This window comes from Clostridium sp. DFI.5.61 (genome assembly GCF_024462915.1).
Taxonomy (GTDB): domain Bacteria; phylum Bacillota; class Clostridia; order Oscillospirales; family Oscillospiraceae; genus Lawsonibacter; species Lawsonibacter asaccharolyticus.
Genome location: NZ_JANGBZ010000053.1, coordinates 1 through 21467 on the forward strand (window position 1 = coordinate 1; position 21467 = coordinate 21467).

The 21467-nt window shown below is 61.9% G+C and carries 18 protein-coding genes and 1 tRNA gene; 8 read left to right on the top strand and 11 right to left on the bottom strand.

Annotated elements, in window-relative coordinates; genetic code table 11:
• Positions 1-1205: cation:dicarboxylase symporter family transporter (locus NE584_RS15950; RefSeq protein ID WP_256183232.1), on the bottom strand; the 1205-nt coding region annotated here is incomplete at its 3' end.
• Positions 1206-1334: 129 nt separating this feature from the next.
• Positions 1335-1895, bottom strand: a complete 561-nt coding sequence (locus NE584_RS15955; protein WP_050623323.1) for a manganese efflux pump MntP family protein — start codon at positions 1893-1895, stop codon at positions 1335-1337.
• Between the two features lie 351 nt (positions 1896-2246).
• Here NE584_RS15955 and NE584_RS15960 point away from each other — a divergent pair.
• Both NE584_RS15960 and NE584_RS15965 read left to right on the top strand, forming a co-directional pair.
• Positions 2247-2334: transfer RNA gene (locus tag NE584_RS15960), tRNA-Leu, on the top strand.
• Positions 2335-2923: 589 nt separating this feature from the next.
• Entirely contained in the window at positions 2924-3661 is a 738-nt protein-coding gene (locus tag NE584_RS15965; RefSeq protein ID WP_256183234.1) for a hypothetical protein, read from the top strand.
• A 64-nt stretch (positions 3662-3725) separates the two neighbouring features.
• Here the strand turns inward: NE584_RS15965 and NE584_RS15970 are convergent, their stop codons facing one another.
• The gene (locus tag NE584_RS15970; protein ID WP_256183235.1) at positions 3726-7475 is read right to left on the bottom strand and encodes an S-layer homology domain-containing protein; all 3750 of its coding nucleotides are present in this window, start codon (positions 7473-7475) and stop codon (positions 3726-3728) included.
• 549 nt (positions 7476-8024) lie between these two features.
• Between NE584_RS15970 and NE584_RS15975 the strand changes: the two genes are divergently transcribed.
• Positions 8025-9668 (top strand): Na/Pi cotransporter family protein, encoded by a 1644-nt coding sequence (locus NE584_RS15975; RefSeq protein WP_256183236.1) that lies wholly within the window; start codon positions 8025-8027, stop codon positions 9666-9668.
• Positions 9669-9721: 53 nt separating this feature from the next.
• On the opposite strand, the gene NE584_RS15980 is transcribed toward NE584_RS15975, so the two are convergent.
• The 8 genes from NE584_RS15980 to NE584_RS16015 form a co-directional block, all read right to left on the bottom strand.
• Positions 9722-9964 (bottom strand): RNA-binding S4 domain-containing protein, encoded by a 243-nt coding sequence (locus tag NE584_RS15980; RefSeq protein ID WP_108980383.1) that lies wholly within the window; start codon positions 9962-9964, stop codon positions 9722-9724.
• Positions 9965-10023: 59 nt separating this feature from the next.
• Complete coding sequence (locus NE584_RS15985) at positions 10024-10299, bottom strand: HU family DNA-binding protein (protein ID WP_050623318.1); 276 nt, start codon at positions 10297-10299, stop codon at positions 10024-10026.
• Positions 10300-10376: 77 nt separating this feature from the next.
• The gene (mazG, locus tag NE584_RS15990) at positions 10377-11165 is read right to left on the bottom strand and encodes a nucleoside triphosphate pyrophosphohydrolase (RefSeq protein WP_108980382.1); all 789 of its coding nucleotides are present in this window, start codon (positions 11163-11165) and stop codon (positions 10377-10379) included.
• A 41-nt stretch (positions 11166-11206) separates the two neighbouring features.
• Positions 11207-13018, bottom strand: coding sequence for a polysaccharide biosynthesis protein (locus NE584_RS15995; protein ID WP_242850280.1), 1812 nt, complete (start codon positions 13016-13018; stop codon positions 11207-11209).
• A gap of 33 nt (positions 13019-13051) precedes the next feature.
• Positions 13052-14356, bottom strand: a complete 1305-nt coding sequence (locus NE584_RS16000) for an amidohydrolase family protein (RefSeq protein WP_256183237.1) — start codon at positions 14354-14356, stop codon at positions 13052-13054.
• An 11-nt stretch (positions 14357-14367) separates the two neighbouring features.
• Positions 14368-14598 carry a hypothetical protein gene (locus NE584_RS16005; protein ID WP_108980380.1) on the bottom strand — a complete coding sequence of 77 codons (231 nt, stop codon included), beginning with the start codon at positions 14596-14598 and terminating at the stop codon, positions 14368-14370.
• Positions 14599-14649: 51 nt separating this feature from the next.
• Entirely contained in the window at positions 14650-15474 is an 825-nt protein-coding gene (locus tag NE584_RS16010; RefSeq protein WP_108980379.1) for a purine-nucleoside phosphorylase, read from the bottom strand.
• A 10-nt stretch (positions 15475-15484) separates the two neighbouring features.
• On the bottom strand, positions 15485-15877 hold the full coding sequence (locus tag NE584_RS16015; protein WP_256183238.1) for a zinc ribbon domain-containing protein: 393 nt from the start codon (positions 15875-15877) through the stop codon (positions 15485-15487).
• A 349-nt stretch (positions 15878-16226) separates the two neighbouring features.
• Between NE584_RS16015 and NE584_RS16020 the strand changes: the two genes are divergently transcribed.
• The 5 genes from NE584_RS16020 (at position 16227) to mnmE (ending at position 21411) form a co-directional block, all read left to right on the top strand.
• Positions 16227-17249: an FAD:protein FMN transferase gene (locus tag NE584_RS16020; protein WP_256183239.1), complete on the top strand. Its 1023-nt coding sequence runs from the start codon at positions 16227-16229 to the stop codon at positions 17247-17249.
• Positions 17246-17620: a NusG domain II-containing protein gene (locus NE584_RS16025; protein WP_108980377.1), complete on the top strand. Its 375-nt coding sequence runs from the start codon at positions 17246-17248 to the stop codon at positions 17618-17620. The genes NE584_RS16020 and NE584_RS16025 overlap by 4 nt, the downstream gene beginning before the upstream one ends.
• Entirely contained in the window at positions 17601-18119 is a 519-nt protein-coding gene (locus NE584_RS16030) for a Gx transporter family protein (protein ID WP_242850279.1), read from the top strand. The genes NE584_RS16025 and NE584_RS16030 overlap by 20 nt, the downstream gene beginning before the upstream one ends.
• A gap of 127 nt (positions 18120-18246) precedes the next feature.
• Positions 18247-19647, top strand: coding sequence for an NAD(P)/FAD-dependent oxidoreductase (locus NE584_RS16035; RefSeq protein ID WP_108980375.1), 1401 nt, complete (start codon positions 18247-18249; stop codon positions 19645-19647).
• Between the two features lie 381 nt (positions 19648-20028).
• Positions 20029-21411 (top strand): tRNA uridine-5-carboxymethylaminomethyl(34) synthesis GTPase MnmE, encoded by a 1383-nt coding sequence (gene mnmE / locus NE584_RS16040; protein WP_108980374.1) that lies wholly within the window; start codon positions 20029-20031, stop codon positions 21409-21411.
• Positions 21412-21467: the final 56 nt, after the last annotated feature.

A 21467-nucleotide genomic window follows, 5' to 3' on the forward strand; every position in this document is an offset into this window, starting at 1 on the left:
GATACCAATGAGGCCATGGAGCTGATCGTCAAGACCGCTCCCGCCAAGTTCGACGGCGCCCCGTCTCCGGTGATGTTGCAGGCGGTGCCAAAGCTGTCCTGAAGCGCAAAGATGGTCATCATCAGGCCGGTGCCGTCATTGTCGAAGCCCACTACGCTGATGATCAGGCCCAGGGAGGCCATCACCGTGCCGCCGGGCACGCCGGGCGCCCCCACCGCAAAGACACCCAGCAGGAAGCAGAAGAGGATCATTGTGGGCAGGGAGGGCAGCTCACCGTAGAGCACCTTGGACACTGTCATCACGAAGAACACCTCGGTGAGCACTGAGCCGCACAGGTGGATGTTGGCAAACAGGGGGATGCCGAAGTCCACCATGTCCCGGCGCAGCACCTTGGACTTCCGTGCTCCCTCCAGGGCCACGGCCAGGGTGGCCGCGGAGGACATAGTGCCCACCGCGGTGAGGTAGGCGGGCCCGTAGTGGCGCAGGACCTCCCAGGGCTTCTCCCCGGAGTAGAGCCCCGCCAGCAGATACAGAACTGCCAGCCAGAGGTAGTGTCCCACCATCACGATCAGGATCACGATGAGGAAGACGGGCAGCTGGCGGGTGATGCTGCCCTCATAGGCCAGCCCGCAGAAGGTGCCCGCGATAAAGAAGGGCAGGATGGGGATCACCACCCGAGAGACCACCGCCAGCACCACCCGCTGGAACTCCTCCAGCACCTGGGTGATGACCTTGGCCCGGGTCCAGGTGGCCGCCAGGCCCACCAGCACAGAAAAGACCAGCGCGGACATCACCGACATGACGGGCGCGATGTCCAGGTTGAACAGCAGCTCCGGCGCCTTCCTCAGCCCCTCCGCCGCCGACTGGATGGACAGGCCGGGGATGATGGCGTAGCCGGCCCCCATTGACATCAGTGCGGCGCATACTGAGGAGGTATAGGCCAGTGCCAGCGCCAGGACCAGCATCCGGGAGGCATTGCTCCGCAGACGGGTGATAGACGGGGCAATAAAGCCGATGATGATCAGCGGGACACAGAAATTGATCAGTGAGCCCAGCAGGTTTTTCAGCGTCAGTACCACCTGCATGATCGTGCCGCCCACGTCGGTGCCTCCGATCCACAGGTCCGCAGAGCCCAGACCGATGATGATGCCGATCACCACGCCGATGATCAGACGGACGGGAAGACTGCTCAGTATTTTTTTCATACTCTCCACACTCCATTTCCCAGTTCAGAAGCCGCCCCGCCTTCACACAGCACGCGGAGCGCCGCTGTCAGGACCACTATACCACATTATGCTTCCCTGTACAAGAATGGAGCCTGTCTTTCTCTCCCCTCAGCCAAGGAACCCCAGATGCTCCAGCAGAATCTTGCTCCCCATCAGGACCAGGATCACCCCGCCGGCAAGCTCCGCTTTGCCCTGGAAGCGGTCCCCAAAAGCTCCGCCGATATACACGCCCGCCGCCGACAGCAGGAAGGTGATGACACCGATGCAGGAAACGGCCGGCCCGATCTCCACCCGCAGAAAGGCGAAGGTCACTCCCACCGCCAGTGCGTCGATGCTGGTGGCCACCGCCAGGGGCAGCATGGACCGGGGGCGGAAGGAGCTGTCCACGTGCTCTTCCCCGCCCCGGGACTCCCGGATCATGTTCGCTCCGATCAGCCCCAGCAGGAGGAAGGCGATCCAGTGGTCCACTCCTGCGATGATCTCTTGAAAGCGCACCCCCAGCAGATAGCCCAGAAGAGGCATCAGCATCTGAAAGCCGCCGAAATAGATTCCTGCCGTCACGGCGTGGCTTCCCCTGACCCGCCCCACCGAAAGTCCCTTGCATATGGCCACTGCAAAGGCGTCCATAGACAGTCCTACCGCAATAACAAACAATTCCCACAGGCTCATATTGTGGTTCCTCCTCACACGCAGCCGGTCCTCCCCGACCCTGGAACGGGCAAAAGAAAAGACCTATCTGTCCCCACGACAGATAAGTCTCATCGTTTCATGCAGAGCCAGGAGGACTTTCCTCCAGTTTGTTGACTCTGCCGCGCGGCGCGCCGACTACTCCCTTATATGTTTATCTAGCTTACCACGCGGGACCACGCTCTGTCAATCATTTTTATTGTACTGCTCCTCTCTTTATGCACCCATCTTTTTTCATTTCGGCTGACGTTTTTCCGCAAAAAGTGTTGACAGCAGGACCAAGTTATGCTAATATATCACCTGCACTGAGCGTTTTCTGTGTGCCGCCAATATGCGCGAGTGGTGGAATTGGCAGACTCGCTAGATTCAGGTTCTAGTGTGCATTACGCACGTGCGGGTTCAAGTCCCGCCTCGCGCACCAAAAAGAAAGACACGACTTTTGTCGTGTCTTTCTTTTTGGGTGCCGCTCCCTTTGGCATTTCGATGCTCTGTCGTTCAAAGCCCTCCCTGCGCAATTGTTTAGTCCTGCGGACCTGCGAATTTACGGCGCATCAGCGCCGCCGGTCAGAAGACCGGTCTGACATCTCTATAGCCCAGATTTTAACCGTCCCTTCCACGTCGGAGCAAGTTTTGTATCGCTTGCTCCGACTTATTTTATAAGTCAGGGTACGCTCGTTTTGCTGTCCTTTCTTTCCCACTGCATCCCGCTTCGTCGGGCTCGCAGTGGGCGGGGCCGGCCTGCGGGCGGTATTCCCCGACTGTCTCATCAAGAAGGGAGGTATCTGCGTCCACAGATGCCTCCCTTTTTGCGGGGTCCGATGTCCTCATCGGGCCGTATCCCAGCACTCCCCTCAAAAAATGCCCGTGAGCCCTGCACAGGCGGGGCAAAATGAGCACAGTTTTGCTTTACTTCCATAATTTGTATTGAAACGTCTCACAAAACAGCTTTTCCCTCCGGTTTTGAGCGGGTCCGGATCTGCCGGGCCCAGTCAGGACAGGAGGGATTTTTTATGGCAAGCGGACAGACGCAGTATTATGGGCTCTCCCAGTGGGAGGCCGTGGACAAGGTGGAGCGGGTGGACTTCAACTCCGACAACGCCAAGATCGACGGAGCGCTCCGCGCCCTGGCGGAGCAGGCGGGGCGAAAAGCCGACAAATCTACGGTGACCAACCTGTCCTCCGTAGTGAGCCAGAAGGCGGACAAGACCGCCCTGACAGCGGCGGAGAAGCGTGTCTCCGCTCTGGAGAGAGGCAAGGCGGAGCAGGTAGCTCTTGATGGGGCAGTCTCACAACTGCGGGAGGAGAATCGGATGGTCTTTCTAGGACGGACTGCCTTGAACACAGCGGCCTCCAGCTTTGATCTTCCGGTCCCGGACTGGACAGGGTACTGGGAGCTCCAGCTGCGTTACGACCTGCGGGGAAGCGGGGAGATCAAACTGTCCTTCAACGATGGTGAGGCTTATTATGTGTCCGCCTTGGGGTCCACCGGAACGGCCATCGGGCTGAAATATCAGCGGGGGACCTGCGGGACCGGGGTGATCGTCCTGCGGCGGTGCGGCGCCAGCGGCCGGCTGGGCTGTTATATCAACGGGGCCTCGCTGAATGAAAAGGGCACAGATTCCTCCGGGCTTAACAGCTTTTACACCCTGAACAGTCTGACCGCCGCTGCGCTCACCCACCTGCGGCTACACAGCGAGGGGGGGACCATCAGCAGCGGGAGCGCATTCGCGTTTTACGCGGTCAAATAGGAAAAGCGCCGCCCCCCGAATTTCGGGGGGCGGCAGTACATGATTGAGAAGTATTCAACCAGAATTAGCCCGCAGTTACATCGATAGTCACATCGATCGTAACTTCGTAGCTAGTGGCGGACACAGTCTTATCAGCAATGGTGATCTCAGCGGTCTTATAGAGAATGTCGCCCTCACTACCGCTCACAGTACCATTCACCGTAGCGGTAATCTCGACGCCCTCACACTTGGCCTCCAGAGCAGTCTTGATAGCGGTGTCGACTCCGGAGGAAATCTCGCTCGCCTTGACCTCAACGCGCACCTCTGTGCCGATCGCCTCTGCGGCTTCCTTGACGTTCTCATAGTCGGTGGCCACGAAGGAGACCTTGATCTCCTTGGTCGCAGTCGCCTTACCGGCGGTCATAGTCACGGTAGCGGTTCCCACATAGGTATCATCCGTACCAGCAGTCAGGGTGTTCCAATCAGCGGGATCGGAGACAGTGTAGGTCACACCATCGATCTTGTAGTCCTTCAGGGTGTACTGATTCAGCTGCTGGCCAGTGGGCTTGTCACCGGTAGAAGCGCGCTCCTTAACGGTCACTTCAGCGGGAATTGCAGCCCCAGCATCAGCTACCAGCTTCTCGTCGGCAGTCTCGTCGACAGCATCCTTGGCCACCTCGTCGATGGCCGCCTTGGCACCATCCAGAGCGCCATTCACGCCAGTCTTGGCAGCGGCGTCGATAGCCTCCTCGCCCGCATCAACGGCGGCGGCGATATCGCGGGCCTGCTTGGCGGTCAGCTTGCCCTCGTAAGTGTCCAGGATATTATCCGCATAGTCATTCAGAGCGGCCTTGGCATTATTCTGAGCATCAGTCAGGGCCTTCTGAGCGGCCTTGATCTCATCCACAGCGGCCTTGAGGTCTTTCAGGGTCTTGGGGGAGACCTTCTTGTCCAGGTTGTCCTGGATGTCGGTCAGCAGGTCAGCCAGCTGCTCAGCGGTCTTGCCATCCAGGCCGGTCACCTTCCCCAGGTCAGCCACGGCGGCATCCTCATCACTATAGGTGAGCTCATCCTTGGTCAGCCAGATGTAGACCAGCTCGGCGTACTCCTCATCCTCCTCGATGACGGAGACATAGGAGTAGTAACCGTCCTCGTCAGGAACGATATCGCCATTCGCTTTCACGCTGACAAACATGTCGTCGATGTTGCCATCGTCGATGACCAGCTTATCCTTGTTGCCCTTCTTGTCGTAGGTCTGCTCCACCACGACAAAGATGGTCTCGCCGTCGGTGTCGTACTTGATCCAGTCCTTCTCCGCGTAGCTGTGGTTGTCGGTGACCCAGAAGGCGTCATTGGCAACCTCGGTCACATACTCATCAGCCAGCTCCACAGGGCGGATGGCGGTGAAGTAGCCGTCCGAGTCGCTCTTAACGGCCTTGTAAAGCACGCCGACCTTCAGGGACTTGCCCTCATTGTCCTCGTCCTTGACCCACTCGCCCTTGGCGTCATCCCACTTCTGAAGGGCGTCATAGGCCACGATCACGTTCTGCTTCTGGCCGTCCACATAGGCCTGGGTGTACTCCCAGAAGTCATCGTCCTTGTTCAGGGACTCGCGGTCCTTCTTGGCCAGCATGAAGTAGGTGCTGTTCTCGTCGTAGATCTCGCCGTTGACGATGAAGACCACCTCAGCGGTGCGGCCGTCCTTGGCATAGGCGATGTCGGCATTGTCCACGTTGGGGACCTCATCATAGCCGGTGTAGGCCACGTTGTTGTCCACGTCCACAAAGATGGTATCCCGGTCCACGATGATCTCATTGACACCGGCCTCAATATAGGCCTTGCCGTTGTGGATCTGGACGTCGGTCACCTTCGCCTGGTCAGCGTCGATGGTGTTCCAGCAGAGGTGATCGGCCATGGTCAGAGTGTAGACACCGTCATCGTTGACGGTGTAAGAGAAGACATGGCCGTCGATGCTGGTGCGGACCTTCCGGATCTGCTCATCCTCGCCGAAGGGCTGGCCGTTCTCCTTCACCCACTCGATGGAATAGTTGGTACCGTTCTTGACCTTGACGTAGTCGTTCTTCAGCTCTACCTTGGCGGAGGTGCCGTCCTCCAGAACGACCTTGGCCTGCCAGTCGCCCATCTCCTCATCGGAGTCCTCCACGTACAGATACTGGTCGGGGGACTGGTCAGCCAGAGCGTAGCCCAGGATATATCCCTCGGGAGTCATGTACAGGGTGTAGTCCTCGTTCAGAGTGGGGTGCTGCCGCTTGCCTTCATCCAGGTCATAGACGTTGTGGTTCTTGCTGGCATAGGTGTACTTGTTGCCGTCGATGCGGACATAGGTGTTGTCATTGTCCTCATCGCTTTCGCCGGTGTTCTTGTCTACGCGGGTGACCTCACCGGTGACGGTCTCGGGAGCCATCAGCTCGCAGATGTAGAAGTCCTCGTCCTCGTCGAAGTCCACGGTGAAGACAACATAGTCATCCTCCTCGAAGTCGGAGGTGTAGAAAGTGCGGTCGTCCAGACTCTTGGGCTCGTCAGACAGGGCGCGCACGCTCACATAGGTGCCGTCATCGTCGTCCTTGACAGTGGTGACCTCGCCCAGGTAGTAGTTGATCTCTACCACAGTCACGTCCAGGGTGTAGTCATCGATGTAGATCTCGGTGACAGTGCCCTTGTCAGTGAACTGATACTTGGTCTTCTCATTTTCAGGGATGAGGTTCTTTTCATCATCGGCGCCGTAGGTGGCGTCATCATTCAGGCCGGGGATCTCGCCGTTCTTAGTCTCGTTGGTCACGCCAGAGAACACTTCCTCGCCGTTGACAAAGACAGTCCAGGTGTACTCCTCATCCTGGTTCCGGGCGTTGTTGCAGACGGTAGCGCCCAGATCCTTGTAGACGTCCTGCTCATCAGTGTTAGCGGTGTAGACGTAGTCGGGGGTGTTGGGGACGGTGATGATCTCGTCCTTGTCCAGCATCCGGACCTTGTCGGCGATCAGGCCGCCGTTCTCAGTCAGATACTCGTCCTTCTGAGTGGTGCCGGCATCGGTGCGGGCGTTGTAAGAGCCGGTGCCCCAGGTGGTGGCGGGACGGCCGTAGATGGTCTCGGTGTCGGTGCGGTACACCAGGTCGAAGTTCTTGTAGCCCAGGGTCTGCAGGTAGTTGAACTCCAGGGAGTAGATGATGCCCTGGTTCTCGTTGTAGTACACACCCAGCAGCTCATTGTACTGGACGGGCACAGCCTTGGTCAGGGCGTTGAACACCAGCTCGGCCACGTTGTCGCGGGTCAGGCCCTCGTTGGCGGTCAGCTTCAGGTCGCCGTACAGGCCCAGCTGAGTGCCCTTAGCGGTGGCGGCCAGCATCCAGTTGTCGCCGAAGTCAGCGGCGCTCTGGAAGTAGCCCAGGGCGCGGCACAGCATCAGCACGGCCTGCGCGGTGGTCACGGTGGCGTTGGGGTCGAACTTGCCGTCGCCCACGCCGGCCACGATGCCCAGGCTGGAGCACAGGTTCACATAGCCCTGCGCCCAGGCGGGGACGTCGGTGAACACATTGGTCTCCGCGAACTGGTTGACGTTCACACCGGCGCCATACAGCATGGTGCAGATGATGACCGCCATCTCGGCGCGGGTGACTACGTTCTCGGGGCCGAAGGACCCGTCCTCGTAGCCGTCAAAGAGGCCGATGGCAGAGGTGACCGCCACGGCGTCCTTGTTGACGATCTCAGCGTTGTCGCTGAAGTCGTCAAGGCCCTTAGCGCTGGAGCCCACGACCATCATGCCCAGGAGCATAACGGAAGCCAGAGCCAGGCTGAGAGCACGCTTCAGGTTTCTCATTGGATATTCCTCCTTTTTATATTGACAAAAGTCGCTGTTTTCTGACAAACCGGGCCTTTTCCAGAACATTTCGGCCCACTATGCCTGTACAACACTTCTGACACAGGAGGAATTGGTTATAAAAAGGGGGAGATCAAGGGAAAAATCCCCGAGATTACGCCTAAAAAGTTTCCCTGGTAGACATTTGGTAGACACATGAAAACAGAAGGGGCAGCAAGGCCCTGAAACTCCAGGCCACCGCCGCCCTTTTTTGGTAGACTTTTGGTAGACATTTCGCTTTTCTACCCCAGTGTGCGCATCTCGCAAAACAGTCCTATGGTCCGTCTGTCAAATTTTGTCCAAGAATGGTATTGACACTGGGAAACCTTCCCCCTTATAATATCATTGCAGAATATTCCGGTATTGAACATGGTCTTGATGTGGAACCCTGTTGGTACAGTTTTCAAGCATAGCCCGCGCCGATCATCTTATGATGTGGGTTATGCTTTTTCCATGCCCTTTGTTTCGCTCCTCTCGGCGGAAGCTGTGTTGATTGAAGGAGGAATCCCTATGTCTGTTTCAGGCCTTCTGAGTCTTTTGGGCGGTCTCGCGCTGTTCCTGTACGGCATGCAGATGATGAGCTCCGGCCTGGAGGCCGCTGCCGGCAGCAAGATGAAGCTGATCCTGGAGCGGCTGACTGCCAACCGTTTTCTGGGCGTCCTGGTGGGCGCGGGCATCACCGCCGTGATCCAGTCCTCCTCCGCCACCACAGTCATGGTGGTGGGCTTCGTCAATTCCGGGATGATGACCCTGAACCAGGCGGTCTGGATCATCATGGGCGCCAATATCGGCACCACTATCACCGGACAGCTGATTGCTCTGGACGTGGGCGCCCTTGCCCCTCTCTTCGCTTTCATCGGCGTGGCCATGGTGGTCTTTGTCAAGATGCCCAGGGCCCACCACATCGGCCAGATCATGGCCGGTCTCGGCGTGCTGTTTATCGGCATGGAGATGATGAGCTCCTCCATGATGCCTCTGCGTGACTCCCAGGCCTTTGTGGACCTGATGACCAGATTCTCCAACCCCCTGCTGGGCATCGCCGTGGGCGCCCTGTTTACCGCCCTGATCCAGTCCTCTTCGGCCTCAGTGGGCATCCTTCAGGCTCTGGCCACCAGCGGTGCCATCAGCTTTTCCAGTTCTGTGTTCATCCTCTTTGGCCAGAATATCGGTACCTGTATCACTGCGGTCCTGGCCTCCATCGGCACCAGCCGCAGCGCCAAACGTGCTACTATCATCCACCTGATGTTCAACATCATCGGCACGGTGCTCTTTACCATCCTCTGCATCCTGTTTCCCTTGGCCGATCTGGTGGCCTCCTTTACCCCTGATGCGCCGGCTGCCCAGATTGCCAACATGCACACTATTTTCAATATTGTCACTACCCTTCTGCTACTTCCTCTGGGCAATCAACTGGCCAGCCTGGCGGTGCGTATCCTGCCCGAGCAGCCGGAGGAGAACCGGGACGAGATGCACTTGGAATACCTGACCCCCGTCCAGGTCAGCAGCAAGGACGGCAACCTGGGCGCCTCCGCTATCCACATCGGCCAGCTGCAGCAGGAACTGGATCGGATGCTGGATATGGCCCAGGACAACATCGAGACCAGCTTTGACGCGGTGCTCAGTCGGAACAGCAGTCTTCTGACCAAGGCCGAGAAGATGGAGAGCTACTTGGATTTCCTCAATAAGGAGATCTCCAAGTATATCTCCCGTCTCATCACCTATGAGACCAACGAGCAGGGTTCCAGCATCGTCAGCAGCTATTTTACCATCACCGGCAATATCGAGCGCATCGGCGACCACGCCATCAACATCTGCGGCTACTCCAAGCTGCTGGAGGAACGGCACATCCAGTTCTCCGCCCAGGCTCAGGAGGAGATCTGCCAGATGCGGGACATCTGTCTGGAGGCGCTGAACGCCCTGCATCAGCGGGAGGCTGGCGACCTGCTCTGGCTGACGGACGTCTCTGCTCTGGAGCAGCGCATCGATGACATGACCGACCTGTTCCGCAAGGATCAGCTGGAGCGGATGAAGGCCGGGATCTGTTCTGATGAGGCCTGTATCCTTTACTCTGAGCTGCTCACCGACTTCGAACGCATTGGCGACCATGTCCTGAACATCGCCCAGGAGATGTCCAGCATCCGGGAACACAGCTGAATGACAAAAGCGCGCCGCCCCTGTTTTGGGGGGTAGCGCGCTTTCTTATTTCTCTAAAGGATCTCCCGGTACATAGCGGCCGCTTCGGTCTTGCCCATGTGCTCTGCCACTACCAGCACCTCCACCTTGACCGTTCTCTCTCCGAACCGCAGCTCCAGCACATCCCCCTCCTTTACGTCATAGCTGGCCTTCACCGGCCGTCCGTTTGCCATGACCCGGGCGTTGTCACAGGCCTCATTTGCCACGGTCCTCCGCTTGATCAGGCGGGATACCTTCAGCCATTTATCCAATCGCATCGTATTCCTCCATGGAGAAAAGGGGGGGGCGAAGGCACCCCCTTTTTCTATAATCCTGCTTACTTGGAGACGGCGTCCTTCAGGGCCTTGCCAGCCTTGAACACGGGAGTCTTGGAGGCGGGGATGGTGATGGTCTCCTTGGTCTGGGGGTTGCGGCCGACACGCTCGGCACGGGCCTTCACCTCAAAGGCGCCAAAGCCGACCAGCTGGACCTTCTCGCCTTCCACCAGAGCGCCGGTAATGGCGTCGATCATGGCGGTCACGGCGGCCTCCGCGTCCTTCTTGGACAGCTCAGCCTTCTCAGCCACGGCATTGATCAGTTCGGTCTTATTCATTGTGATTTCCTCCTAAAGCATGTTTCGGCGCCTGTGCGCCAGTCTTTTGAATAATATTACTTAAAGCTTTTCAGCCTTTAAGCCTCATCCTGCTTGGCCTGCTGCCACAGCTCCTCCAGCCGGTGCAGTCCCAGGCTGTCCAGCGGCCGTCCTCCGGCCAGCTCCTCCACCCGCCGGAAGCGGCGGATAAACTTTTCACAGGTGCCGTGCAGGGCCTGCTCACTGTCCAGCCCTGCAAAGCGGCCCACCTTGACGGCGGCGAAGAGCAGGTCGCCCAGCTCCTCCTCCACATTGGCCCCCTGTTCCACGGCCTGGCGCAGCTCACCCAGCTCCTCCTCCGCCTTGTCCAGCGCCGGACCCATCTCCGCCCAGTCAAAGCCCGCCTTTCTGGCCTTGTCCTGGATTTTCTCCGCCCGCATCAGGGCAGGCAGGGATCTGGCCACGCTGTCCAGGGTGTCGGCAGCGGTGCGCTGCCCCTTCTCCTCCCGCTTCTGGGCGTCCCAGGTGTTCAGCGCCTGGCCGGAGTCCCGGGCGTCCACTGTGCCAAAGACATGGGGGTGTCGGAACACCAGCTTTTTGCAGATGCCGTCCACCACATCGTCCAGGGTGAAGAGCCCCTCCTCCTCCGCCATTCTGGCGTGGAAAACCACCTGGAGCAACACATCCCCCAGCTCCTCCTTGAGGTGTCCGGGGTCCTTCTCGTCGATGGCTTCCACCGCCTCATAGGCCTCCTCCAGCATGTTCCGCCGGATGCTCTCGTGGGTCTGCTCCCGATCCCAGGGACAGCCGCCCGGCTGGCGCAGCAGCGCCATGATCCGGTTCAGGTCCTGGAAGCTGTATCGTTCCATACTTTGAAAATTTACCACAGTTTCTCATCCTCTGCAAGGTATTTTCACTAGAAATCAGCTCATAGCCTCAAAATTTTCGCGATTTTGTCCCCTTTAGGCATGAGGGAGAGGTCCTCCCGGGAGATAGCGCGGAGAGCCACCACCAAAACCGCATAGATGATGACCGCGATCAGGATGGCTCCCATCACCGCGATCCCGTTGCCGGTCTTCCCCAGGGTCTGGATCGTCTCCCCCGCCTGGGTAACCTCCTCATAGCTGAGCAGCTTGGACAGCAGGCCGTACACCGCCCAGGCCCCCAGCCCCATCACGCCCGCCGCGGCTGCCGGCTTGGCCAGCAGAGGCAGGTAGTCCGGCCGGCCGTGGATCACCCGGGCGATGACCACCAAGTCCAGTACCATGCACAGTCCGAAGCAGAGCACATTGCCCACCGGTGCCCCGGAGATGCCGATGGTGGGCACGGCTACCAGGTTGTAGTTGGTGACGATCTTCACTACGCCCCCCAGTGCCATGATGACCACGGGCAGATTGATGAAGCCATGGGCCTGGAGGACAGAGTTGCACACCAGCATCAGGCAGACGAAGATGGAGGCGATGCCCAGGGTAGACAACAGGGGCCCCGCCACAGAGGCGTCCAGCTCCGGAAAGATCAGTCGGATGATGGGGGTGCCCAGCACGAAGAGCCCCACCCCCATAGGGAAAGCCAGCAGAGCCGTGATCCGCAGGGCGGAGCCGGTGATCCTGGCCGCCCCCCGGCGGTCCCGCCGGGCCAGGGCCGCGGAGACTGCGGCGATGACCGAGGCGGTGATGGCGGCCATCAGGGAGAGGGGCAGGTTATAGATGGTCAGTGCGCCGCTGTAATTCCCATAGAGGCTACGGCTGATATTTTCCGCCGCCAGCTCCACCGCCCCGTAGAGCTGGGAGACCGCCTCGGCCGCCGCGCCGGAGCTCACGGCCTGCTGCCAGGCGTCCCGTGCCGCCTCCAGGGGGGCGAAGTCCACCACCTGCTGGTACAGCGCCCAGCTGTCCGGGTCGGAGATGAGCACCTTCTGGATCTGTCCCTGGACCAGGGCGGAGTCGATGACGGTGACGATGCCCACCATGGAGGAGCTGATGGTGATGGGGATGGCGATCTTCATCAGGGTGGACAGGATGCGCCGGGCGGAGTCCGGAGCGTCCTGAGTGTCCTTCTCCTCCCGCATGCGGGTGGAGACGAAGTTGAAGATCATATAGGCCAGGGCCAGGATGGTGCCCACCGTGACGCCGGTAATGGCCCCCGCCGCCGCCACATGGCTGGGCTGGCCTGCCCGCACCAGCCAGTAGGCAAGCCCCAGTCCGATGACCAGCTTGCACAGCGCTTCTAGAATCTGGGAGACCGCGGTGGGCGTCATATTCCCGTGGCCCTGGGCATAGCCCCGGAAGGCGGACAGGCAGCCCACGCAGATCACCGCCGGCGCCAGCGCGCGGATGCCCGCCGCCGCAAGGGAGTCGTGCATCATGCCGGCCAGCTGCTCTGAGCCAAAATACATGATCAGGAAGGATACCACACCCAGGGTCAGGAAGGCTGCCAGGGACAGGCGGAACACCTTGTGCACCTGGTTCTGCCGCCCCAGGGCGTTGGCCTCCGACACCATCTTGGACACCGCCACCGGCAGGCCGGCGGTGGAGATGGTCAGCAGCACTGAGTAGATGTTGTAGGCGTTGTTGAAATCGGCGCTTCCCTCGCTGCCGATGATGTTGACCAGCGGGATCTTATAGAACAGGCCGATGACCTTTACCACCAAGATCCCCATTGCCAGGATGGCGGCTCCTCCAAAAAATGTATTCGGTTTGGCCGCTGCCATTCGGCGGGGCGCTTGGTCTTGTCGGGTCATAGTGTATCCTCCTCAATTTGTGAGACTGGGTCCTCACCCGAAGATCAGCGGGAGGGCGTAGTGCTCCACTTCCCAGCGGACCCGCTCCAGGTCCAGGGTGAGAAAGCTCCCCTTCTCATATATGACCTGTCCCCGGGCCATATTCATCTCCACATTAGAGCCGTGGGCGGAAAAGACCAGGTCCTCCACCGGGTCGTGACAGGGGATGAGATTGGGGGCGGAGAGGTCCACCAGGATCAGGTCCGCCGTCTTTCCCGGGGCGATGACCCCGGTATCCCTGCCCAGGGCCCGGGCGCCGTTGACGGTGGCCATCTCCAGGGCGGCCCAGGCATTCACGGCCATGGGGTCCCGCTCCACCCCGTTGTGCAGGACGGCGGCCAGCTTGATATCGGAGAAGAGATCGGCACTGTTGTGGGAGGACATGCCATCGGTGCCCAGGGCCACGTTGACTCCCGCCCGCATCATGGCCGGGATAGGGGCCACCCCGGAGCCCAGCTTCAGGTTGGACCAGGGGTTGTGGACACAGGAGATCCCCTTCTCCGCCATGAGAGCCCAGTCCTCCTCCGTGGTGTAGACGCAGTGGGCCGCCAGTGAGCGGCCGCAGTCCCACACCCCGCACCCGTCCAGGGCCTGGATGGGGGTCTTGCCCCACCGCTCCAGGCTGGCCTGGTGCTCCGACTGGGTCTCAGAGACGTGGACGTGCATCCCCAGTCGGTGCTCTGCGGCGTACTCGGCCATCCACCGCCACAGAGGGGGATTGGAGGTGTACTCCCCGTGGACCGAGGCGTCCACCAGGATCTGGCCCGCCCCCGCCCCATGCCACTCCTCTGTCAGGGCGGCCTGGTTCCGGCAGTCGCCGCAGGTCTCGGGGGAGAAATCCTCTGGCGCGCCGAAGTACACCCCGCCGCAGGACAGGTTGGCACTGATGCCCGCCTCCAGGATCTGCTCCGCGATGGTCCCGGTGTGCATATACATATCAGCTACACAGGTGACGCCGGAGGCGATCATCTCCGCCAGGCCCAGCCCGGCCCCTGCCGCCACCGCCCGGCTGTCCAGGCGCGCCTCGGCAGGAAAGATATACTGGTTGAGCCAGGTGTGCAGGTCGCATCCCCCGCCGTAGCCCCGCATCAGGGTCATGGGCAGGTGGGTGTGGGCGTTGACAAAGCCGGGGAGGAGCACCTTCCCGGCGCCGTCCACCACCCGGTCAAAGGTCCCCTCGGGGGGCTCAGTCCCCACGGAGGCGATCTTCGTCCCCTCTACCGCCACATAGGCGTGTTCCAGCACCTGCGGCGCCCCGTCCATGGGCACAACGGTCACGTCAGAAAATAAAATGGGCATCCTCTCGCTCCTTACAAAACAGTCTTGGCCCGCTCCAGGTCCGTCCGTTTCACATAGACCTTATACTCCACCCGGGCCCCGGGGCCCACGCCAAAGCTGGAGGTATGCCCCCCGCGGCCAGACAGGTCCTTGGCTCGGCAGATATAATCGATGTCAGCGGCAGCCAGAGCTTCCCGGACCCGGGCCAGCCGGATCATGTCACAGGTGACCAGCAGCTCCGCGCGGTTAAAAAGTGTCAGCATAGAGACGCTCCCTTCTCCTCAAGCTGCGGAACAGGGGCGCGCCGGTGCGGCTCACATCCGCCGCAGACAGGCCCGGATCAGCCCCGAGAACTTCTCCTTCGCCGCCTCGGCGGCGTCCAGCACCTCCCGCTCGGAGAGGGGCTGGTCCAGGATGCCGGCGGCCATGTTGGACAGCAGGGTGATCCCCAGCACCTCCATGCCGCAGTGTCCGGCCACGACGACCTCCGGCGCGGTGGACATGCCCACTGCGTCACCCCCCAGGATGCGGGCGGCCCGCACCTCCGCAGGGGTCTCGTACTGCGGGCCGTAGCAGTAGAAGTAGACCCCCTCCCGCAGGGTGAGGCCCTGCTCCTGAGCGGTCTGCCGGGCCAGCTCCTGCAGGCGGGGCGTATAGAGCTTGGAGGCGTCTGGAAAACGCACTCCGAATTCCGGCAGGTTCTCCCCCCGCAGGGGTGACTGGGAGAACAGCTTGATGTGGTCAGTAATGAGCATCAGGTCCCCCGCCTGCCAGCCCGTATGGACGCAGCCGGCGGCGTTGGTGACGATGAGGGTGTCGCACCCCAGCAGCCGGAGCACCCGGACCGCGTAGGAGACCTCCTCATAGGAGTAGCCCTCATAGTGGTGCATGCGGCCCTGCATCACCGCCACCCGCTGGCCCTCCAGAGTGCCGAAGACCAGCCGGCCCTTGTGCCCCGGGGCGGTGGAGGATTTGAAATAAGGGATCTCGCCGTAGGGGACCGTCACCGCCCCCTCTACCTGGTCCCCCAGGTAACCCAGGCCGGAGCCCAGGATCATAGCCACTTTGGGCGCGAAGCCGCCCAGCCGGGCGCGGATGGCCTGGGCGCTCTCTTCATACTGTTGGAATGTGAAGTCCATCTCCGTCTCCTTACAGAGGGGCGCCGCAGCCCCGGCAGTATTTGTCCTCTTTGCCGCAGGAGGCGCCGCAGGCAGGGCAGGTCCGGCTCTGGCGCAGATCGGAGATGCGGGCCTTCACCTCTCTGATCTTTTCCGAGACCTCGTCCGCCCGCTCCAGAAGGCCGGCCACGTCGGTACTCTCTCCGCCCTGGCCCCTGTGGGTGTCGTACATCACCTGTCCCAGCTTTTTCAGAATGTCCGAGAACTCTCCGTTCAGGTCAAAGAGCTGGACGTTCAGCTTGGCCACGTCTACCATCTGGCCGGCCTTCCGTCCGGCCACCCGGGCGGTGTCCGCCGCGGTGTCGGCGGCTGCGGAGGCGGTGTCTCTGATGCGGTCCAGCAGTTCTTTTACCTTGTCATCCATAGATGTTCTCCTCCTGACAATAAAATGATACCCTAGTTTACACCAAATCGAGGAAAAAAGCAACGACAAAGGGGCCCCGCCCCTTGAAAAGTCCAGCCTCCCGGCACGCTCCGCCCCCTGCCCCGGAGAGAAAAGACGCCCTCTCATCCCCTGCGCATGCGCGGGGCACCTCCCCTCCACGGAAAAGGTATTTCAGGTCCACCCCTCAGCATTTCCGTCCAGGCGGCCCCTGCTCCTCCGATCTATGGCTCTCCATATCTTTTTCAATTTTTCATGACAAAGCCCCGGCCATATGTTAAAATAATAATCACTGTGTATGCAGAACATCCCGATCTTTGGAGGTAACGCTGTGCACTCTGTCCGATTCTTGTTCCTGCCCATGGTGCTGTCCCTGCTGCTGTCCGGCTGCGCCCAGACCAGGGAGACCTCCTCTACCATATTTGCCATGAACACCGTGATGGAGCTCACCGCCTATGGTGACAGCGGCCAGCAGGTGCTGGACCAGGCTACGGAGAGGATCTACCAGCTGGAGCATCTGCTCTCCGTTACCGACGAGAACAGCGACATCTCCGCCATCAACCATGGGGAAGGGGCCTGGGTCCCGGTCTCTCAGGAGACCTTCCAGCTGCTCTCCCTGGCCCTCTCCTATGGCCGGGAGACCCAGGGGGCTCTGGATATCACCGCCTACTCCGCCGTTCATGCCTGGGGCTTCACCACCGGCGAGTACCGTGTCCCCGGACCGGAGGAGCTGGCGGAGCTGGCCGCCCGCATCGACTACACCCAGGTGGAGCTGGACCCGGAGGGCTGCCGGGTCCGCCTGCCCCAGGGGATGCAGCTGGATCTGGGCTCCATCGCCAAGGGCTGGGCCAGCGATCTGCTGGCGGAGCTGGCCGGCGGGGAACCCGCCATCTTCAATCTGGGCGGCAACGTGCGGACCGCAGGGGACAAGCCGGACGGCTCTCCCTGGCGCATTGGCATCCAGACCCCGGAGGCGGGGAGCTCCGGCTACCTGGGGGTCCTGGAGCTCACCGGCAGCCAGGCGGTCATCACCTCCGGCGGCTATGAGCGCTACTTTGAGGAGGACGGCCAGACTTACTGGCACATCATGGACCCGGAGACCGCCGCTCCCGCCCGGTCCGGCCTGAAGAGCGTCACCATCGTCTCTCCTCTGGGGGTGTACTGCGACGCTCTCTCCACCGCCGTGTTCGTCCGGGGGGCAGACTGGGGGGCCGATTTTTGGCGGACCCATCAGGACTTTGAGATGGTGCTGGTGCTGGAGGACGGTTCCCTGTGGGTCACTGCCGGTCTGGCTGGTTCCTTCACGCTGGCAGAGGACTATCAGGACCTGGAGGTGACGGTGATCCAGCTATGAAACGCACGAGATTCTGGGTAGGCGTGCTGGCCGCCGCCGCCCTGCTGTCCGTCGGCGCCATCCTCCTGCTGGGCCGCTGGTCCGGGGGCGGGCACATGGCCCGTATCTATCAGGACGGTGTCTTGATCCGGGAGATCGATCTGGACAGTCTCTCCGCCCCTCTCACCTTTACAGTGGAGTTCCAGGGACGGACCAACACCATCACCGCCCAGCCGGGCCGGATCAGGGTGGAGTCCGCGGACTGCCCGGACCAGGTCTGTGTGGACCAGGGATGGATCTCCGACGGCACCGTCCCCGTGGTCTGCCTGCCCAACCGGCTGGTCATTCAAATCGAGGGAGGAGGGGATGGTCTTGACTCCGCCACAGGATAAGCGCCCCTCCCAGGCCCGCCGCCTCACCCGGGCCGCCCTTCTCACCGCCATCGCCCTGACCATCTTTCTGGCTGAGGCCCAGCTGCCCCCTCCGGTCCCCATCCCCGGCATCAAGCTGGGGCTGGCCAACATCGTCACCGTCTACGCCATGTTCGTCCTGGGGCCCCGGGACACCCTGCTCATCCTCCTCTCCCGGATCTTTCTGGGCGCGGTGTTTTCCGGCCAGATGATGACCCTGCTGTACAGCCTGGGGGGCGGCCTGCTCAGCTATCTCGCCCTGCTCCTCCTGCGCCGGGTGCTGGGCCGGGGCCAGCTCTGGGTCAGCAGCCCCCTGTCCGCCGTATGCCACAACCTGGGCCAGCTGCTGGCCGCCGCCGCCATCGCCAAGAGCTGGGTGGTGCTGGTCTATCTCCCTTATCTGGTGCTGGCCGGGCTCATTACCGGCACCCTCACCGGCCTATGCGCCCAACTGGTGGTGGGCCGCCTGTCCCGGAATTGATCTCCTTCCCTCCTGTTTTTGTCCAATTCCCTTTTCTTTTTCTCATTTCTGTGCTATCATAGATGTGTCTGTCCTGTTGGGCGGGCCTGCCATCTGTTTTCTACTACACTATGAGAGGAGCTCTCCCATGAACCCCATGTACGACGTCGTCATCCTGGGCTGCGGCGAGGCGGGCATCTTTGCCGCCTATGAGCTGGCACGCCTCCATCCCGACCTGAAGATCACCGCCCTGGACCAGGGGCGGGATATCTACCACCGCAGCTGCCCCATCGTGGCGGGCAAGGTGAAGGAGTGCATCCACTGCCCGGTGTGCGACACCATGTGCGGCTTCGGCGGGGCCGGGGCCTTCTCTGACGGAAAGTTCAACTTCACCACCCAGTTCGGCGGCTGGCTCACCGACTTCATGGACGCCCGGGAGGTGATGGAGCTGATCGACTATGTGGACTCCATCAACGTGGCCCACGGCGCCACCACCGAGTGCTTCTCCACCTCCACCCCCGAGGCCAGGGCCCTGGAGCGCCGGGCGCTGGCCTATGACCTGCATCTGCTCCAGGCCCGGTGCAAGCACCTGGGCACAGAGAACAATCTGCGCATCCTCCAGAACATCTATGAGGGGCTGAAGGACAAGCTGGAGTTCCGGTTCAACACCCCCGTCACCCACATCGCCCGGGAGGGCGAGGATTTCCGCCTGACCCTGGGCAAGGGTGAGGAGCTCTCCTGCCGCTGGCTCATCGCCGCCCCCGGCCGCTCCGGCGCCGAGTGGTTCGCCGAGGAGTGCAAGGGCCTTGGCATCCACCTCATCAACAACCAAGTGGATATCGGCGTACGGGTGGAGCTGCCCGCCCAGGTCTTTGAGCACATCACTGACGTAGTCTACGAGTCCAAGCTTGTCTACCGCACCAAAGGGTACGGGGATCAGGTGCGCACCTTCTGCATGAATCCCTACGGCCACGTGGTGGCGGAGAACGTGGAGGGCATCAACACCGTCAACGGCCACTCCTACGCCGACCCCAAGCTGCGCAGCGAGAACACCAATTTCGCCCTTCTGGTGTCCAACCGCTTCACCCAGCCCTTTAACGAGCCCTACCGCTACGGCAAGCACATCGCCTCCCTGTCCAACATGCTGGCAGGCGGCGTGCTCGTCCAGCGCTTCGGCGATCTGGTGAAGGGCGTGCGCACCAACGAACACCGGTTAGGCAAGTCCTTCACCCGGCCCACCCTCACCGCTGCCGTCCCCGGGGACCTGTCCCTGGCCCTGCCCAAGCGGCAGCTGGATGACATCATTGAGATGATCTACGTCCTGGACAAGATCGCCCCGGGCACCGCCAATCACGACACCCTGCTCTACGGGGCGGAGGTGAAGTTCTACTCCTCCCGTCTGGAGCTGTCCGGCGAGCTGGAGACCTCCATCCCCGGCTTCTTTGCCGCGGGTGACGGGGCGGGCGTCACCCGCGGCCTGGCCCAGGCGGGCGCCTCCGGCGTCCAGGCCGCCCGGGCCATCAGCCGCCGCATCTCCCAGCAGGTCTGAGTATCCCCTCACAGTCAGGACCGCCGTATTCGCCGCATGGCGGACACGGCGGTATTCTTTCATTTTTTCCTCGCTCTTTTTTCCGCTCCGTCCCTGTCCTCACTCCGCCCCCGGATTTTTTGACATGCGGATATACAGGGCGATGCATACCCTTGGAAACTGCCTCTCCCTCCTTCTTTTCCACCGCCGGGCGGGTTTTCCACAGTTTCCACAGGGTTTTCCACAGGGTGTTATGTTGACTCTCTGCTGTCCGTATGCAGCCCGGCGGTTTTCATAACGCCTGTCAAGGGATTTTTTCCTCCCAGTTTGCACAAAAATATTTTTTGCAGGAACCGCTGCGTTTCCTGTCGAAGCGCGCCGCCAGGAAGGAGTATCGTTCTGATGGAGAGAACCACCGACACCATTGCCGCCGTGGCCACCCCTGCCGGGCCGGGGGCTATCGGCATCCTGCGTCTGTCCGGGCCGGAGGCCGTCTCCGCCGCGTCCGCCGCCTTCCGGGCAGCGGACAGCCGGCCGCTGGAGGCCCATCCCCCCCGCCGCCTGATCTACGGCGACCTGCTGGACCGGGAGGGGGCGGTCATCGACAAGGTGCTGGCCACCTATACCCGGGGCCCGGCCTCCTACACCGGTGAGGACACCGCTGAGCTCCACTGCCACGGCGCCCCCATGGTGCTCTCTCTGGGGCTGGAGTCCCTCTTCTCCCACGGGGCCCGACAGGCCGGACCGGGGGAGTTCACCCGCCGTGCCTTTCTTAACGGCCGTCTGGATCTGGTGCAGGCGGAGGCGGTGGGCGATCTGCTGGAAGCCTCCAGCCGGGAGGGGGCCCGCCACGCCGCCGGACAGCTGTCCGGGGCCCTGTCCCGGCGGATCGGCGGCATCTACTCCGCCCTGGTAGACGTGATGGCCCACTTCCACGCGGTGCTGGACTACCCGGACGAGGACATCGACCCCTTCCGGGAGAGCGAACTGGAGGTGGTCCTGTCCCGGCAGGCCGCCCAGCTCCGGGCCCTTCTGGCCACCTGCCGCCGGGGCAGCCAGATCCTCCACGGCCTGCGGTGCGCCATCGTGGGCCGTCCCAACGCGGGCAAGTCCTCCCTGCTCAACGCCCTGCTGGGCTACGAACGGGCCATTGTCACTGAGATCCCCGGCACCACCCGGGACACCGTGGAGGAGACCGTCACCGTAGGGGGCACCCTGCTGCGGCTGATCGACACTGCCGGCCTGCGGGACACCCCAGACCGGGTAGAGCAGATGGGCGTGGAGCGCAGCCGGGCTGCCATGGAGTCGGCAGAGCTGATCCTGGTGCTTTGGGACAGCTCCTCCCCTGTGACACAGGAGGACGGGGAGCTTCTGTCTCAGGCCATGTCTCTGGCCCCCACCGTGCTGGTGCGGAGCAAGTCTGACCTCCTCTCCGCCCCCCTCCCCCTCCTGTCCCTGGACCCCATGCCCCCTGTGGTGGAGCTGAGCGCCAGGACAGGACAGGGCCTGGAGGAGCTGGAACAGGCCATCCGCTCCGCACTGCCCCGGCAGACCGGGGAGGAGGCCTATGGGGAGCTGCTCACCAACGCCCGCCAGGAGGAGGCGGCCTCCCGGGCGCTGGAGCGGCTGGAGGGCGCCCAGGCTGGACTGTCCGCCGGCGTCACCCCGGACGCCCTGCTTACCGACGTGGAGGAGGCCCTCTCCGCCCTGGGGGAGCTCACCGGCGCCTCCGTGCGGGAGGACATCACCGACCGGATCTTCCAGCGTTTCTGCGTTGGAAAATAAGAGGAGCGGGGGGGGGGGGGGGGGGGGGGGGGGGGGGGGGGGGGGGGGGGGGGGGG